This is a genomic window from Streptomyces triticisoli (assembly GCF_003270085.1).
Taxonomy (GTDB): domain Bacteria; phylum Actinomycetota; class Actinomycetes; order Streptomycetales; family Streptomycetaceae; genus Streptomyces; species Streptomyces triticisoli.
Window position 1 is genome coordinate 1 of sequence record NZ_QFDQ01000086.1, and the last position, 16,217, is coordinate 16,217.

A 16,217-nucleotide genomic window follows, 5' to 3' on the forward strand; every position below is an offset into this window, starting at 1 on the left:
GGGCGTCCGCTGAGCCGGGTGCCTGCCGGCCCGAGCCCGTCGGCCGGGCGTCCGCTGAGCCGGGTGCCTGCCGGTCCGGCACCCGTCGGCCGGGCGTCCGCCGAGCCGGCGTCCGTCGGCCCCTCGTCCGCGCCTGGCGTCGCGCGCTCTCAGTCCCACGACCCCCGTGCCGCCGGCAGCCGGCTCAGCTCTGTCAGGTCCTGCGGTGTCAGGCGCAGTGCCGCCGCGCCCGCGTTCTCCGTCACCCAGCGTTCCCGCTTGGTGCCCGGTACCGGGATCACGTGGCGTCCCTGGGCCAGTACCCACGCCAGGGCCACCTGGGCGGGGGTGACGTCCCCGCCGTGGCGCTCGGCCGTTCGCCGCAGGCCGGCCACGATCGGCTGGTTGGCGGCCATCATCTCGGCGGTGAACCGGGGATGACGGGCGCGTACGTCGTCCGGTTCGAAGCCCTCGCCGGGGACGAGCGTGCCGGTCAGGAAGCCGTTGCCGAGCGGCATCGCGGCCAGGAAGCCGACCCCGCGCGCCTCGCACCACGGCAGCAGCGACTCCAGCGCCTCCGGCGACCACACCGACAGCTCGGCCTGCACCGCACTCACCGGGAAGACCTGCTGCACCCGCTCCAGCCGGCGGATCGTTCCGTCGTGCAGCCGCGACCCGGACCTGCGCCCGCCGCGCGCACCCACCGCGCACAGCCCCAGCGCCCGCACCTTCCCGGCCCGCACCAGCTCCGCCATCGCCCCCCAGGTCTCCTCGACCGGTACCTCGGGATCGGCGCGGTGCAGCTGGTAGAGGTCGATCACGTCCGTCTGCAGCCGCCGGAGCGAGGCGTCGCAGGCCCGCTTCACATAGCCGGGGCGCCCGTTGGCCACGGTGTGCTGCTCACCCACCAGCAGACCGACCTTGGTCGAGACGAAGGCGTCGGACCGCCGCTCCTTCAACACTCGCCCCACCAGCAGCTCGTTGGTGAACGGGCCGTACATGTCGGCCGTGTCCAGGAGCGTCGAGCCCAGATCCAGCGCCCGGTGCACGGCCCTGAGCGACTCCGCCCCCCGCTGCCGCGACGCGCTGTACGCCCAGCTCATCGGCATGCACCCCAGTCCTACGGCCCCCACCGTGAGTGCCGCCGCGCCGATCGTCCTGCGCTCCACTTGGCCGTAACCCTCCCTCTCTCGGGATCCACCAACCTAACCTCTGCCTCCCCACGCCCCTGGCATAGCCTCCTGACCATGACTGCTGACGTATGGCTGCCCATCCCGCCGGACGAGATCGAGGGACTTCCGCAGGGGCCCGCCTACCGCTTCTGGGACGGCGCCGAGGAGTTCCCCGCGGACCCCGCCGACTGCGCCTTCTACGTCGTGCCGTACATGAAGCCCAGCGACATCGGCGTACGCCCCATGCCGCAGATGAGCTCCCTGCGGGTCGTACAGACGCTGTCCGCCGGCACCGACCACGTGGAGGCGGGCCTGCGGCACCTGCCCCCGGGCGTGCGGCTGTGCAACGCGCGCGGGGTGCACGAGGCGAGCACGGCCGAGCTCGCCCTGGCGCTCATCCTGGCCTCGCTGCGCGGCATTCCCGACTTCGTACGGGCCCAGGACCGGGGCGAGTGGCAGGGAGGTTTCCATCCCGCCCTCGCCGACAAGAACGTGCTCATCGTCGGCTACGGCTCCATCGGCGCAGCCATCGAGGACCGGCTCGCGCCCTTCGAGCTCGCGCGGGTGGCGCGCGTGGCGCGCTCCGGGCGCACCACAGCGCGCGGTCCGGTGCATCCGCTCACCGATCTGCCCTCCCTGCTCCCGGATGCCGACGTCGTCGTCCTGTCCACGCCCTTGACGGAGTCCACGCGCGGGCTGGTGAACGCCGGCTTCCTCGCCCGGATGAAGGACGGCGCACTGCTGGTGAACGTCGCGCGCGGACCCATCGTCGACACCAAAGCGCTGCTCACCGAGCTGGACAGCGGCCGCATCACCGCCGCCCTCGACGTCACCGACCCCGAGCCGCTGCCCCCGGGGCACCCCCTGTGGCACGCGCCGGGCGTACTGATCAGCCCCCACGTCGGCGGCCCCACGTCCGCCTTCCTGCCGCGCGCGAAGCGGCTTCTGACGGGCCAGTTGCGCCGTTTCGTGAACCAGGAGCCGCTCGCCAACGTGATCCTGACGACGGGCGCGGCAAGCGCGTAGTCCGCTTCGGGTACCGTCCGCAACCCATCGGGTGCGACGCGTACCCGTACCCCCGCCGATCGTCACGGAGCGTAGAGAAGCTATGTCCCTGAGTGACGGTACTGGTGTATCGTCCCGACAGGGGCTGCGCCGCGGACCGTTCGGCGCCGGGGACGGACATTTCAGACTGTGAGGGGGGCGACGGGCGATGCACGGCCTATGGACGAACGATCCGACGCGGCGGGGCCGCCACCAAAGGCCCTGGCGCACGGCCGCGCACAGACGCGGCCATCACGGCAGCCATCACCACCACCGCAGGCCCGGCGGCCGCCGGAGGCACGCGCACCCGGCGCACCGGGATCCCCAGGACCCGGCAGCGCGGACCAGGAGGCCCCGGTGAGCCCGCCGACCACCCTGACCGCGTTCAACGGCGCACTGCGGACTGCGTCTTCGCGGGGGACGCCGCTGCCCCGGCCGCCGGCCGTCGGCCGTACGGGACTGGCTCCGCAACTCCTGCTGGCGCTGGTGTGCGCGGGATACGCCGTCGGCTCCGCGTGCGGCTGGGGTTCGCCCGAGGTCGCGCTCGTCATGGGGGACTTCGGGCTGAGCGCCGCGGCCGGCACGGCCGCCGTCTCCTGCGCCCTGTACGCGCGCAACCGCCGCGTCCGGTTTCGAAGCGCCTGGCTGCTGTTCGCCCTCTCCTCGGCGATGGCGGCCCTGGGCAACGCGGTCTGGGGGTGGTACGAGGTCGTCCTCGGCCGGTCCGTGCCCAGCCCCAGCTACGCCGACCTGTTCTTCCTGTGCTTCGCGCCGCCCGCGATCGTCGGCCTGCTGGTGCTCGCCAAACGGCCGGTGACGAAGACCGGGTGGGTGTGCCTGGCGCTGGACGCCTGGCTGATCGGGGGCTCGCTGCTCACACTGTCGTGGAGCATCGCGCTGGCCCAGGCGGCCAGGTTCGACGGTCCGAGCGTCGCGCACACCGCGCTCTCGCTGGCGTACCCGCTGCTGGACATCGCCCTGGTCAGCATGGTGCTCGCGCTGCACTTCCGGCGCTCCGCGGTCAACCGCACCGCCGTCAACACGGCGATCGGCGCGCTCGCCCTGACCGTGCTGTGCGACGCCCTGTTCACCTCGCCGCTGCTGCACCACAGCTACCGCTCCGGGCAACTGCTCGACGCCGGCTGGTTCGCCGGCTCACTGCTCCTGGCGTACGCCCCCTGGGCCGCACCCCGCTCCGGACAGACGACCGCCGAGGGGCACGGGACGCACCGGCGCGACGACGCGGACCGGCACGACGACGCGGACCGGCGCGAGGCGGACCCGCGCGAGGCGGACCACGCCACCGTCGGCCACACGCGCGTGGCCGACGCGCACGGGCACACCGGCGGGCACAGCCATGTGGTGCACGAGGACGTGCCCGACCGGCCCCCGACCGCGCGCGCCGCCCACCCCCCGCCGCTCGCGCCGGGCGGCGACCACGACCGGTACCCGAGCAGCCGGCCCCTCGCCGCCCTCACCCCGTACCTCGCCGCCGCCGTGTGCACGCTGGGGGTCCTCTACAACGTGCTCAACGGCCACAGCGTCGACCGCGTGGTGCTGATCACCGCGTGCGCCGTCGTGCTGGCCCTCGTCGTGCGCCAGGGCATCGTGCTGCGCGACAACATCGCCCTCACCCAGGAACTGGCCCAGCAGGAGAACCACTTCCGCTCCCTGGTGCAGGGCTCCAGCGACGTCATCATGATCGCCGCGCCCAGCGGCATCCTGCGGTACGTCTCCCCGGCCGCCGCCGGGGTGTACGGGCGGCCCGCGGAGGAACTGGTCGGCACCGAGCTGGCCAGCCTCATCCACCCGGAGGACCTGGGCTGTGTGGTGCACGAGGTGCGCCGCTTCCTGGTCGCGAGCCCCCTGCAGGAGCCCACCACGCGCATCGAGTGCCGCTTCCGGTCCGGCGACGGCGGCTGGCTCAACGTCGAGTCGACCGTCAACCGCCACCACGGCGGCCTCATCCTCAACAGCCGGGACGTGACCGAGAGAGTGCGCCTGCAGGCGCAGCTCCAGCACAACGCCGAGCACGATCCGCTCACCGACCTGCCCAACCGCGTGCTGTTCACCCAGCGCGTGCAGCAGGCCCTGTCCGGCCGCCGCTCGACCGACCGCGGCACGGCCGTGCTCTTCATCGACCTCGACGGCTTCAAGGCCGTCAACGACACGATCGGGCACCAGGCCGGGGACGAACTGCTCGTGCAGGCCGCCCGCAGACTCCAGGAGGCGGTCCGGCACGGCGACACCGCCTCCCGGCTCGGCGGCGACGAGTTCGCGGCCCTCATCGTCGGGGACGGAACCCGCGACCGCGCCGCCCGCGAAAGGAACATCCTGGAGCTCGCCGACCGCCTCAGGATGACGCTGTCGCAGCCGTACCTCATCGACGGCGACGAGGCCCGTGTCGCCGCCTCCATCGGTGTGGCCTTCGCCGAACCGGGCCTGGGCGCGGGGGAGTTGCTGCGCAACGCCGATCTCGCCATGTACCGGGCCAAGGCGGCCGGCAAGGGCCGGGTCGAGCTGTACAAGCCGCAGATGCAGCAGGACGTCGTCCGCAGGGCGGAGCTGGCCACCCGGCTCAGGTCCGCGCTGCACCACGGCGAGTTCACCCTGCTGCACCAGCCGGTGGTCCGCCTGGAGGACGGCCGGATCACCTCGGTCGCCGCCCAGGCGCGCTGGCGCTCCTCCCAGGGGGTGCTGTTCACGCCCGCGGAGTTCCTGCGGGTGGCCGAGGACAGCGACAGGACCGCCGAGCTGGGCCGCTGGATGCTGGAGAAGGCGGTCGAGCAGGCCGCCGAGCGCGCCGCGACGGGACCGACCGTGCCCGTGGTGGTCCGGACGGGTGCCCGCCGTCTGGTGGACCGTTCGCTGCCGCCCGGCTCCGTGGAGGCCCTGCTGACCCGGCACGGGCTGCCGTCCGGGGCGCTGGTGATCGAGCTGTCCGACATCGACCCACGAGTGCCGCTGGACGAGCTGGAGCGGCGCCTGGCCGCGCTCAGACGGCTCGGCGTGCGGATCGGGCTGGACGGCTTCGGCAGCGGCCACGGGGCCGTCACGGCCCTCAGAAGGCTCCCCGTCGACGTGCTCAGGATCGACCGCGGCCTGGTCGAGGGCGCTGTCGAGTCCGCCCGGCTGCACAAGATCACAAGTGGGCTGCTGCGCATCGCCACCGACCTTGGGCTGCAGTCGGTGGCCGACGGTGTGGACCTGCCCGAGCAGGTCGTGGCTCTCCGCGCGATGGGCTGCACGCACGGGCAGGGCATGGCGCTCGCGGGGCCGCTGGACGAGCACCGGCTGCGCCGGGCGCTCACCCGCGGCCACTGTCCGGTGCCGCACGGTCCGGCCGAACCGGCGTTCGCCGGAGGGGGCACGGGGTGTGCGCCGGCGGGGTGACGGTCGTTCTCGGCGGCACGGCCGTCCTGGGCTCGCACAACGCGACCGTCCTGGGACCACATAGTGAGACGCGTGTCCCACCCACTTGACATCGGGTGTGTGCCGGAGGGAGGGTCAATGCCATGCGCACCCGAATTCTCGTAATTGGACAGCGCGTCGGCTGAGCTGGGACCCACCGGACGACGATCCGGAACGCCCAGCGACCTTCACCGGCGCGCTCCCCTCGCTTGCCTTGCGGCACGAGGGGTTTTTTGTTGCACGGGCATCGATCGTGCAACTCCACGACTCTCTCAATCCTCGCAAAAACCCTCAGCATCGAGAAGAGAATGCCGATGACCGAGCAGGCCACCGGGGCCCCTCACCCGCATCCGCGGCCCCGATCCGGAGGACACCAGTCCGCACCCGAGCACGTCACGGGTGCGCAGTCCCTCATTCGCTCTCTCGAGGAGGTCGGCGCCGACACCGTATTCGGCATTCCCGGCGGTGCGATCCTTCCCGCCTACGACCCGCTGATGGACTCCGGCCGGGTGCGCCACGTCCTGGTCCGGCACGAGCAGGGCGCCGGCCACGCGGCCACCGGCTACGCGCAGGCCACCGGCAAGGTCGGCGTCTGCATGGCCACCTCCGGGCCCGGCGCCACCAACCTGGTCACCCCGATCGCCGACGCCCACATGGACTCCGTCCCGCTGGTCGCGATCACCGGCCAGGTCGCGTCCTCGGCGATCGGCACGGACGCCTTCCAGGAGGCGGACATCGTCGGCATCACCATGCCGATCACCAAGCACAACTTCCTGGTCACCAAGGCCGAGGACATCCCCCGGGTGATCGCGCAGGCGTTCCACATCGCCTCCACCGGCCGCCCCGGCCCCGTCCTCGTCGACATCGCCAAGGACGCCCTCCAGGCGAAGACCACCTTCTCCTGGCCCCCGGCCATGGACCTGCCCGGCTACCGGCCCGTCACCAAGCCGCACGCCAAGCAGATCCGCGAGGCGGCCAGGTTCATCACCTCCGCGCGGCGGCCCGTGCTCTACGTCGGCGGCGGCGTCATCAAGGCCGGCGCCACCGCCGAGCTGAAGGTCCTCGCGGAACTCACCGGAGCGCCCGTCACCACCACCCTGATGGCGCTCGGCGCATTCCCCGACAGCCACCCGCTGCACGTGGGAATGCCGGGCATGCACGGTTCGGTCACCGCCGTCACCGCGCTGCAGAAGGCCGACCTGATCGTCGCCCTCGGAGCCCGCTTCGACGACCGCGTCACCGGCAAGCTGGACAGCTTCGCCCCGTACGCCAAGATCGTCCACGCCGACATCGACCCGGCCGAGATCGGCAAGAACCGCGCCGCCGACGTGCCGATCGTCGGCGACGCCCGCGAGGTCATCGCCGACCTGGTCCAGGCCGTGCAGAAGGAGCACGCCGAGGGCCACCGCGGCGACTACACCGCCTGGTGGAACGACCTCAACCGCTGGCGCGACACCTACCCGCTCGGCTACGACCAGCCCGAGGACGGCTCGCTGTCCCCGCAGCAGGTCATCGAGCGCATCGGACAGCTCGCCCCCGAGGGCACGATCTTCACGGCCGGCGTCGGCCAGCACCAGATGTGGGCCGCGCACTTCATCCAGTACGACAAGCCCGCCACCTGGCTGAACTCCGGCGGCGCCGGAACCATGGGCTACGCCGTCCCGGCCGCCATGGGCGCCAAGGCCGGACAGCCCGGCCGGGCCGTCTGGGCGATCGACGGCGACGGCTGCTTCCAGATGACGAACCAGGAACTCACCACCTGCGCCCTGAACAACATCCCGATCAAGGTCGCCATCATCAACAACGGCGCCCTCGGGATGGTCCGCCAGTGGCAGACCCTGTTCTACAACCAGCGGTACTCCAACACGGTCCTGCACTCCGGCCCGGACGACGTCAACCCGGAGGCCAGGGGCACCCGCGTCCCCGACTTCGTGAAGCTGTCGGAGGCCATGGGCTGCTACGCCATCCGCTGCGAGTCCCCCGACGACCTCGACAAGGTCATCGAGGAGGCCAACTCCATCAACGACCGCCCGGTCGTCGTCGACTTCATCGTCCACGAGGACGCGATGGTGTGGCCGATGGTGGCCGCCGGCACCTCCAACGACGAGATCCTGGCCGCCCGGGACGTCCGCCCCGACTTCGGCGACAACGAAGACGACTGACAGAGAGCTGAGTGAGAACATGTCCAAGCACACCCTCTCGGTCCTCGTCGAGAACACGCCCGGCATCCTCGCCCGGATCGCCGCGCTGTTCTCCCGCCGCGGGTTCAACATCGACTCCCTCGCGGTCGGCGTCACCGAGCACCCCGACATCTCCCGCATCACCATCGTGGTCAGCGTCGAGGACTTCCCGCTGGAGCAGGTGACCAAGCAGCTCAACAAGCTCGTCAACGTGTTCAAGATCGTCGAGCTGGAGCCCTCGCAGGCCGTGCAGCGCGAACTCGTCCTGGTGAAGGTGCGCGCCGACAACGAGACGCGCTCCCAGATCGTCGAGATCGTCCAGCTGTTCCGCGCCAAGACCGTCGACGTCTCCCCGGAGGCCGTCACGATCGAGGCCACCGGGGCCAGCGACAAGCTGGCCGCCATGCTCAGGATGCTGGAGCCGTTCGGCATCAAGGAGCTGGTCCAGTCCGGCACGATCGCGATCGGACGCGGCGCCCGTTCGATCACGGACCGGTCGCTGCGCGCCCTGGACCGTTCGGCATAACCCGGTGTGCGGGCGGCCGGGTGACACCGGCCGCCCGGATGCCGAGACTCCGAGACTTTCCGTCCCCTCACCGTCATACGGTGGGACGCACAACCCGCACACAAGGAGAGAACCCAAAGTGGCCGAGCTGTTCTACGACGCTGACGCCGACCTGTCCATCATCCAGGGCCGCAAGGTCGCGGTCATCGGCTACGGCAGCCAGGGTCACGCCCACGCCCTGTCGCTGCGCGACTCCGGTGTCGACGTGCGGGTCGGTCTGCACGAGGGCTCCAAGTCCAAGGCCACGGCCGAGGAGCAGGGCCTGCGTGTGGTCACCCCGGCCGAGGCCGCCGCCGAGGCCGACGTCATCATGATCCTGGTCCCGGACCCGATCCAGTCCCAGGTCTACGAGGAGTCCATCGCCCCGAACCTGAAGGACGGCGACGCGCTGTTCTTCGGCCACGGCTTCAACATCCGCTACGGCTTCATCAAGCCCCCGGCCGGCGTGGACGTCTGCATGGTCGCCCCGAAGGGCCCGGGCCACCTGGTGCGCCGTCAGTACGAGGAGGGCCGCGGTGTTCCCTGCATCGTGGCCGTCGAGCAGGACGCCTCGGGCAACGCCTTCGCGCTCGCCCTGTCGTACGCCAAGGGCATCGGCGGCACCCGCGCCGGCGTCATCAAGACCACCTTCACCGAGGAGACCGAGACCGACCTCTTCGGCGAGCAGGCCGTCCTGTGCGGTGGCACCGCGGCGCTGGTGAAGGCCGGCTTCGAGACCCTGGTCGAGGCGGGCTACCAGCCGGAGATCGCCTACTTCGAATGCCTGCACGAGCTGAAGCTGATCGTCGACCTCATGTACGAGGGCGGTCTGGAGAAGATGCGCTGGTCGATCTCCGAGACCGCCGAGTGGGGCGACTACGTCACCGGTCCGCGCATCATCACCGACGCCACCAAGGCCGAGATGAAGAAGGTCCTCTCCGAGATCCAGGACGGCTCCTTCGCCCGTAACTGGATGGACGAGTACCACGGCGGTCTGAAGAAGTACAACGAGTACAAGAAGCAGGACTCCGAGCACCTGCTGGAGACCACCGGCAAGGAGCTGCGCAAGCTCATGAGCTGGGTGAACGAGGAAGCGTAGGCCTCAGGACAAGGGGCCGGAGCAGGTGCTCCGGCCCTTGTTCATCCCGTCCAGCCACGGATGGGTGAACCTTCCACGGAGGCACAGGACGGCACCGTCGACGCTGATACGATCGGCCTGAACCACCCACCCCCGGACCGGGGGCCCCGTAACGGCAACGGTGCGGGTAAATGCCTGCGGAGCGCGTGTAAGGCCGAGCAGTTGCCCGGCAATGCGTGCAGTCCCCGCTCTCGCGGGGAGGAACCAGGAACCCTCCGGAGTCGCACCGGACGACCGGTCGGCAGACGGGAATCTCCCACGCTCGTGTGGGAGAGGAGGTCAATACACTGCTGCACACACGCGTCAGGCCCACAGCGTCGTGCGTCTTCCACGCGGCCCAGCGACACCGAGGAAGTCACGGACACGTCCCCGGCGCCGCGCCCTCCTCCGCCCGCGGCCGTCGGGACGGCCGTCCGCATGCTTTGGACTTGTGAGGACTCACGTGAGCTCGAAACCCGTCGTACTCATCGCTGAAGAGCTGTCGCCCGCCACCGTCGACGCGCTCGGCCCGGACTTCGAGATCCGGCACTGCAACGGCGCGGACCGGGCCGAACTGCTGCCCGCCATCGCCGACGTGGACGCGATCCTGATCCGCTCGGCCACCAAGGTCGACGCCGAGGCCATCGCCGCCGCGAACAAGCTCAAGGTCGTCGCCCGCGCCGGCGTCGGCCTGGACAACGTCGACGTCTCCGCCGCCACCAAGGCCGGCGTGATGGTCGTCAACGCCCCGACCTCCAACATCGTGACCGCCGCCGAGCTGGCCTGCGGTCTGATCGTCGCCACCGCCCGCAACATCCCGCAGGCCAACGCCGCGCTGAAGAAGAGCGAGTGGAAGCGCAGCAAGTACACCGGCGTCGAGCTCGCCGAGAAGACCCTCGGGGTCGTCGGCCTCGGCCGCATCGGCGCCCTGGTCGCCCAGCGCATGTCCGCCTTCGGCATGAGGATCGTCGCCTACGACCCCTACGTGCAGCCCGCGCGGGCCGCGCAGATGGGCGTCAAGATGCTGACCCTGGACGAGCTGCTCGAGGTCTCCGACTTCATCACCGTCCACCTGCCCAAGACCTCCGAGACGACCGGCCTGATCGGCGACGAGGCGCTGCGCAAGGTCAAGCCGAGCGTGCGCATCATCAACGCCGCGCGCGGTGGCATCGTCGACGAGGACGCGCTGTACTCGGCGCTCAAGGAGGGCCGCGTCGCGGGCGCCGGCCTGGACGTGTACGCCAAGGAGCCGTGCACGGACTCCCCGCTGTTCGAGTTCGACCAGGTGGTCTGCACCCCGCACCTCGGCGCGTCGACGGACGAGGCCCAGGAGAAGGCCGGCATCTCGGTCGCCAGGTCGGTGCGCCTCGCCCTCGCCGGTGAGCTGGTCCCGGACGCGGTGAACGTCCAGGGCGGCGTCATCGCCCAGGACGTCAAGCCGGGCCTGCCGCTCGCCGAGAAGCTCGGCCGCATCTTCACCGCGCTCGCGGGCGAGGTCGCCGTCCGCCTCGACGTCGAGGTCTACGGCGAGATCACCCAGCACGACGTGAAGGTGCTCGAACTCTCCGCGCTCAAGGGCGTCTTCGAGGACGTCGTCGACGAGACGGTGTCCTACGTCAACGCGCCCCTGTTCGCCCAGGAGCGCGGCGTGGAGGTGCGCCTGACCACCAGCTCGGAGTCGGCCGACCACCGCAACGTCGTCACCGTGCGCGGCACGCTCGCCGACGGCGAGGAGGTGGCCGTCTCCGGCACGCTGGCCGGACCGAAGTACCTGCAGAAGATCGTCGCGGTCGGCGACTACGACGTCGACCTCGCGCTCGCCGACCACATGGTCGTCCTGCGCTACGAGGACCGTCCCGGCGTCGTCGGCACGGTCGGCCGGATCATCGGCGAGGCCGGCATCAACATCGCCGGTATGCAGGTCGCGCGCGCGACGGCGGGCGGTGAGGCACTGGCGGTGCTGACCGTCGACGACACGGTGCCCTCCGAGGTGCTCGCGGAGGTCGCCGAGGAGATCGGGGCGACGTCTGCTCGTTTGGTGGACCTCGTTTAGGCTGCCGTCCCTGGGGGCCGCCGCCCCCGGACCCCTGCTTCGGCCTGAACGGCCTCGTCCTCAATCGCCGGACGGGCTCCAGCAGCCTGTCCGGCGATTTCCTGTGCTGTGGGTGGCTCCCAGGCACTGACCCGGGTCCGCCGCAGCGTCGCTGACGCCCCGGCCGCCGCCAGGAACAGGACCGCCGCACCCGCGCGTGCCGGGCGGTGCTGCGCCCCCGGCTCGCCGGAGCGCTCACCGAGGGCCTGCGGGATTCCTAGTGCCGTGGCAGGCAATGTTTGCCCGTCAAGGAGCGGCGTCCGGTGCGTGCTCTGGGGGTCCCCCCTGCTCGAAGAGCTTGGGGGAGCGTGCCGGGCGTCGCGACGGGGCGAACGTTGCCTGTCGCGGCACTAGAGCCGCGCCGCCTTCAGCGCCATGTGCAGCAGCAGGCGGTCCTCGCCGTCGTCCAGGTCGAGGCCGGTGAGCTGTTCCACCCGGGACAGGCGGTAGTAGAGGGTCTGACGGTGGATGCCCAGCTCGGCGGCGGTGCGGCCGGCCTGGCCCGCGCAGTCGAGGTAGACCTCGGCGGTGCGGGCCAGCTCCCGGTGGGCGGGGGAGAGGAGGTCGTGCAGGGCGGGGTCGTGGGCGGCCTCCGGCGGCAGGCCGGTGAGCAGCCGGTACGGCCCGATCGCCGCCCACTGAGCCACCGGACCCAGCCGCGGCTCCGCCAGCGCGGCTCGCGCGGCCGCCGACGCCTCCGCCCAGGCCGTACCGAGCTCGGCGAGCCCGACCCGGGCGGCGGAGACCCCGGCGGCGACCGCACCAGTAGCGGCACCTCCTGCCGCGACGGTGCTCTCGCCTCGTGCGCCATCGCGCGCACCCCCGGCAGCGCCCCGGCCGACGCCGCTGTCCCGGCCGGTTGTCCCGCTCGGGGTGGCGTGCGGGCCCGTCGTCCCCACCGGGGAGGTACCCGCGCCGTCGGCCGGCCCTGTCCCGCCGGCCTCCTCCAGCAGCCGCGTCGCCGCCGACACCGCCGGGGTCAGTGTGTCCGTGGAGCGCAGCCGGACCAGCAGCGCCAGGCTCTGGTCCGTGGTCCCCCAGGGAACCGTGCACAGCGCCCTCGCGCCCGGCAGCGTGCGCACCGACGGGGCGTCGTCCGGGTCGGCCGACGGCCAGGGGGCCACGCACACCACCGTGTGCGGGCCGTCCGCGCGGACCCCCAGGGCCGTACGCAGCTCCGCCACCGCCATGTCCCGCGGCCAGCCCCGCTCGGCGGTCAGCACCGCCCGCAGCTCCCGGGTGAGGTCCGCGCCGTGCTGGGCCTCGTCCGCGAGCAGGGCGCCGATCCGCGCGGTCACCCGCATGGCGGCGTCCAGCTGCTGTTCGGTGGGCCCCGGGTCGTAGTCCAGGAGCCAGACGTAGCCGAGGACGACACCCCGATGGCGTACCGGAAGGCAGATCCGCCCCCGGTACACGCCCGCCTCCACGGTCCGCGGGATCCGCACCGGCCCGGTCGCGCGGGTGATGCCGAAGCCCTCGAACCAGCGGCGGACCGCCGCCGTGGAGCGGCGGGTGAGGATCGAGCGGGTGCGCACCGGGTCCAGGGCCGACGGGTCCAGGTCGCCCTCGCTGTCGTAGGCGCCGAAGGCGATCAGCTCGAAGTTCCGATTCTCCAGCGTGGCCGGAGCGCCGAGCAGCTCCGAGATCTCGTCGACCAGTTCCTGGTAGTCACCCTTGCCATCGACCCTCACGCGGGCATTCTCCCGCATGTTCCCAGGGTCTTCATACAACTGTCTGAGAACCAGGGCACGGATGCGTGACAGCTGTCGATGGCCGACGATCTGAGGAATCCTTTACTTTCACGGTGGTTCTCCGTGCCGCCCCGAATCGTCGGGTTTCGGCCGTGTTCGGCTTGTTTGGAGGTGCCCCGTGCTGGGTCCCGTGATTCTTGCCGCGTCGCGCAGCGACCGGATGCGACGCCTGATCTCGGCGGCCCCGGTGACCAATCAGGTCGTCGACCGCTTCATTCCCGGTGAGACCGTGGCCGACATCGTCCCGATCATCGAGGACCTGACCGGCCGGGGCCTGGAGCTGACCATGGACGTGGTCGGCGAGGACATCACCACCCCCGAGCAGGCCGCCGCCGCACGCGACGCGTACCTGCGGCTGATCGACCGGATCAAGGACCTTGAGCTCGGCCCGAAGGTCGAGATGTCCGTGAAGCTGTCGATGTTCGGCCAGGCGCTGGAGAACGGCCACGAGCTGGCCCTCGCCAACGTCCGCCCGGTCGTCGAGGCCGCCGCCGCCATCGGTACGACGGTCACGCTGGACGCCGAGGACCACACCACCCTCGACTCGATGTTCGCCATCCACGAGGAGCTGCGGAAGGACTTCCCGCAGACCGGCTGCGTCATCCAGGCCTACCTCTTCCGCACCGAGGCCGACGCCCGCCGCCTCGCCGCGAACGGCAGCCGGGTGCGCCTGGTGAAGGGCGCCTACAAGGAGCCCGCCGAGGTCGCCTACCAGAACAAGCACGAGATCGACAAGGCGTACGTCCGTGTCCTGCGCATCCTGATGGAGGGCGACGGGTACCCGATGATCGGCTCCCACGACCCGCGGATCATCAGCATCGCCCAGGAACTCGCCCGCAAGGCCCGGCGCAAGCCGGCCGAGTACGAGTTCCAGATGCTCTACGGCATCCGCAGCGACGAGCACCTGCGGCTGGCCGCCGAGGGCCACCGCATGCGCGTCTACACCGCCTACGGCACCGACTGGTACGGCTACTTCATGCGCCGGCTGGCGGAGAAGCCGGCGAACCTGCGCTTCTTCCTGCGGAGCATGATCAGCCGTGGCTGACGCAACGTGGCTGTGCCGCGGTACTCGCTGCCGGGGATCCGGGGGTCGTCCCCCGGGAAGGCACAGCATGAGGCGGCTCGCGGAGAAGCCGGCGAACCTGCGCTTCTTCGTCCGCTCGACGGTCAGCAAGGGCTGAGCCCCCACCACACGCTCGACACCCCGCTCAAGTCAAGGAGTTCGGAGATCTCATGGACGCTGTGACCCAGGTCCCCACCCCCGTCAACGAGCCGGTGCACGGCTACGCCCCCGGCTCGCCCGAGCGCGCCCGGCTGGAGGCCAGGCTCAAGGAGCTGGCCGAGAACCCGATCGACCTGCCCTGCACCATCGACGGCGAGAAGCGCATGGGCGGCGGCGAGCCCTTCGAGGTCGTCCAGCCGCACAACCACAAGGCCGTCCTCGGCACCTACCACAACGCCACGAAGGCGGACGCCCAGGACGCCATCGACGCCGCCCTCGCCGCGGCGCCGGCCTGGCGCGCGATGTCCTTCGACGACCGCGCCGCGATCATCCTGCGCGCCGCCGAGCTGCTGGCCGGCCCGTGGCGCGAGACGATCGCCGCCTCCACCATGCTCGGCCAGTCCAAGACCGCGCAGCAGGCCGAGATCGACAGCCCCTGCGAGCTGGTCGACTTCTGGCGCTTCAACGTGCACTACGCCCGCCAGATCCTGGCCGAGCAGCCCCCGGCCAACTCCCCGGGCGTGTGGAACCGCATGGACCACCGTCCGCTGGAGGGCTTCGTCTACGCGATCACGCCGTTCAACTTCTCGGCGATCGCGGCCAACCTGCCCACCGCGCCGGCCCTCATGGGCAACGTGGTGATCTGGAAGCCGTCCCCGACCCAGACCCACGCCGCCGTGCTGCTCATGCGGCTGCTGGAGGAGGCGGGGATGCCCAAGGGCGTCATCAACCTCCTGACCGGCGACGGCATCGAGGTCTCCGAGGTCGCCCTGAACCACCGCGACCTGGCCGGCATCCACTTCACCGGTTCGACCAGGACCTTCCAGTACCTGTGGAAGACGGTCGGCAACAACATCGAGAAGTACCGCTCCTACCCGCGCCTGGTCGGCGAGACCGGCGGCAAGGACTTCGTGGTGGCCCACCCGTCGGCCGACCGCGCGGTGCTGAAGACCGCCCTGACCCGCGGTGCCTTCGAGTACCAGGGCCAGAAGTGCTCGGCGACCTCCCGGGCGTACATCCCGGCCTCCATCTGGAACTCCGGCTTCAAGGAGGAGTTCGCCTCCGAGGTCGACCACCTGACGACGGGTGACGTGACCGACCTGTCGAACTTCATGGGAGCGGTCATCGACGAGCGTTCCTTCGCCAGGAACAAGGCCGCGATCGACCGGGCCAAGGAGGACCCGTCCTGCACGGTCGTCGCGGGCGGCACCTACGACGACTCGGTCGGTTACTTCGTCCGCCCGACCGTCATCGAGTGCACCGACCCGGAGAACGAGGTGTTCACCACCGAGTACTTCGGCCCGATCCTCGCGGTGTACGTCTACGAGGACGACCGTTACGACGAGATGCTGACCCAGATGGAGTCGGTGTCGGACTACGCCCTGACCGGCTCGGTCATCGCGAACGACCGCGCGGCGGCGGCGTACACGATGGAGAAGCTGCGCTTCGCGGCCGGCAACTTCTACATCAACGACAAGTCGACCGGCGCCGTGGTCGGCCAGCAGCCCTTCGGCGGCGGCCGCGCCTCCGGCACCAACGACAAGGCCGGCGCCCCGCAGAACCTGATGCGCTGGACCCTGACCCGGGCCATCAAGGAAACCCTGGTCCCGCCGACCGACTACACCTACCCGCACATGGGCTGACCCCCGCTGGGCACCCCTGAATCCGCCCCCGTTCCGGACACGTCCCTCCGGGCCGGGGGCGG

The 16,217-nt window shown here is 71.2% G+C and carries 10 protein-coding genes; 8 read left to right on the top strand and 2 right to left on the bottom strand.

Annotated features, from left to right (window positions below; all coding sequences use genetic code 11):
• Window positions 1-149: 149 nt before the first annotated feature.
• Window positions 150-1,148: an aldo/keto reductase gene (locus DEP02_RS15105; RefSeq protein WP_112467844.1), complete on the bottom strand. Its 999-nt coding sequence runs from the start codon at window positions 1,146-1,148 to the stop codon at window positions 150-152.
• A 78-nt stretch (window positions 1,149-1,226) separates the two neighbouring features.
• Here DEP02_RS15105 and DEP02_RS15110 point away from each other — a divergent pair, with 78 nt between their 5' ends.
• From DEP02_RS15110 to serA, 6 genes are all read left to right on the top strand, one after another.
• Window positions 1,227-2,177: a 2-hydroxyacid dehydrogenase gene (locus tag DEP02_RS15110; protein WP_112467845.1), complete on the top strand. Its 951-nt coding sequence runs from the start codon at window positions 1,227-1,229 to the stop codon at window positions 2,175-2,177.
• A 375-nt stretch (window positions 2,178-2,552) separates the two neighbouring features.
• Window positions 2,553-5,588: a putative bifunctional diguanylate cyclase/phosphodiesterase gene (locus tag DEP02_RS15115; protein ID WP_438947763.1), complete on the top strand. Its 3,036-nt coding sequence runs from the start codon at window positions 2,553-2,555 to the stop codon at window positions 5,586-5,588.
• 332 nt (window positions 5,589-5,920) lie between these two features.
• A complete protein-coding gene (locus DEP02_RS15120; protein WP_198668448.1) occupies window positions 5,921-7,768 on the top strand; it encodes an acetolactate synthase large subunit in 1,848 nt (615 codons plus the stop codon).
• A 19-nt stretch (window positions 7,769-7,787) separates the two neighbouring features.
• Complete coding sequence (ilvN, locus tag DEP02_RS15125) at window positions 7,788-8,312, top strand: acetolactate synthase small subunit (RefSeq protein WP_112467847.1); 525 nt, start codon at window positions 7,788-7,790, stop codon at window positions 8,310-8,312.
• Window positions 8,313-8,430: 118 nt separating this feature from the next.
• The gene (gene ilvC / locus DEP02_RS15130; RefSeq protein WP_112467848.1) at window positions 8,431-9,429 is read left to right on the top strand and encodes a ketol-acid reductoisomerase; all 999 of its coding nucleotides are present in this window, start codon (window positions 8,431-8,433) and stop codon (window positions 9,427-9,429) included.
• Window positions 9,430-9,910: 481 nt separating this feature from the next.
• Window positions 9,911-11,500, top strand: a complete 1,590-nt coding sequence (serA, locus tag DEP02_RS15135) for a phosphoglycerate dehydrogenase (RefSeq protein ID WP_112467849.1) — start codon at window positions 9,911-9,913, stop codon at window positions 11,498-11,500.
• A gap of 389 nt (window positions 11,501-11,889) precedes the next feature.
• Here the strand turns inward: serA and DEP02_RS15140 are convergent, their stop codons facing one another.
• A complete protein-coding gene (locus tag DEP02_RS15140; RefSeq protein WP_112467850.1) occupies window positions 11,890-13,248 on the bottom strand; it encodes a PucR family transcriptional regulator in 1,359 nt (452 codons plus the stop codon).
• 160 nt (window positions 13,249-13,408) lie between these two features.
• Here DEP02_RS15140 and DEP02_RS15145 point away from each other — a divergent pair, with 160 nt between their 5' ends.
• Both DEP02_RS15145 and pruA read left to right on the top strand, forming a co-directional pair.
• A complete protein-coding gene (locus DEP02_RS15145; protein ID WP_112467851.1) occupies window positions 13,409-14,335 on the top strand; it encodes a proline dehydrogenase family protein in 927 nt (308 codons plus the stop codon).
• 188 nt (window positions 14,336-14,523) lie between these two features.
• The gene (gene pruA, locus DEP02_RS15150; protein WP_112467852.1) at window positions 14,524-16,155 is read left to right on the top strand and encodes an L-glutamate gamma-semialdehyde dehydrogenase; all 1,632 of its coding nucleotides are present in this window, start codon (window positions 14,524-14,526) and stop codon (window positions 16,153-16,155) included.
• Window positions 16,156-16,217 lie beyond the last annotated feature (62 nt).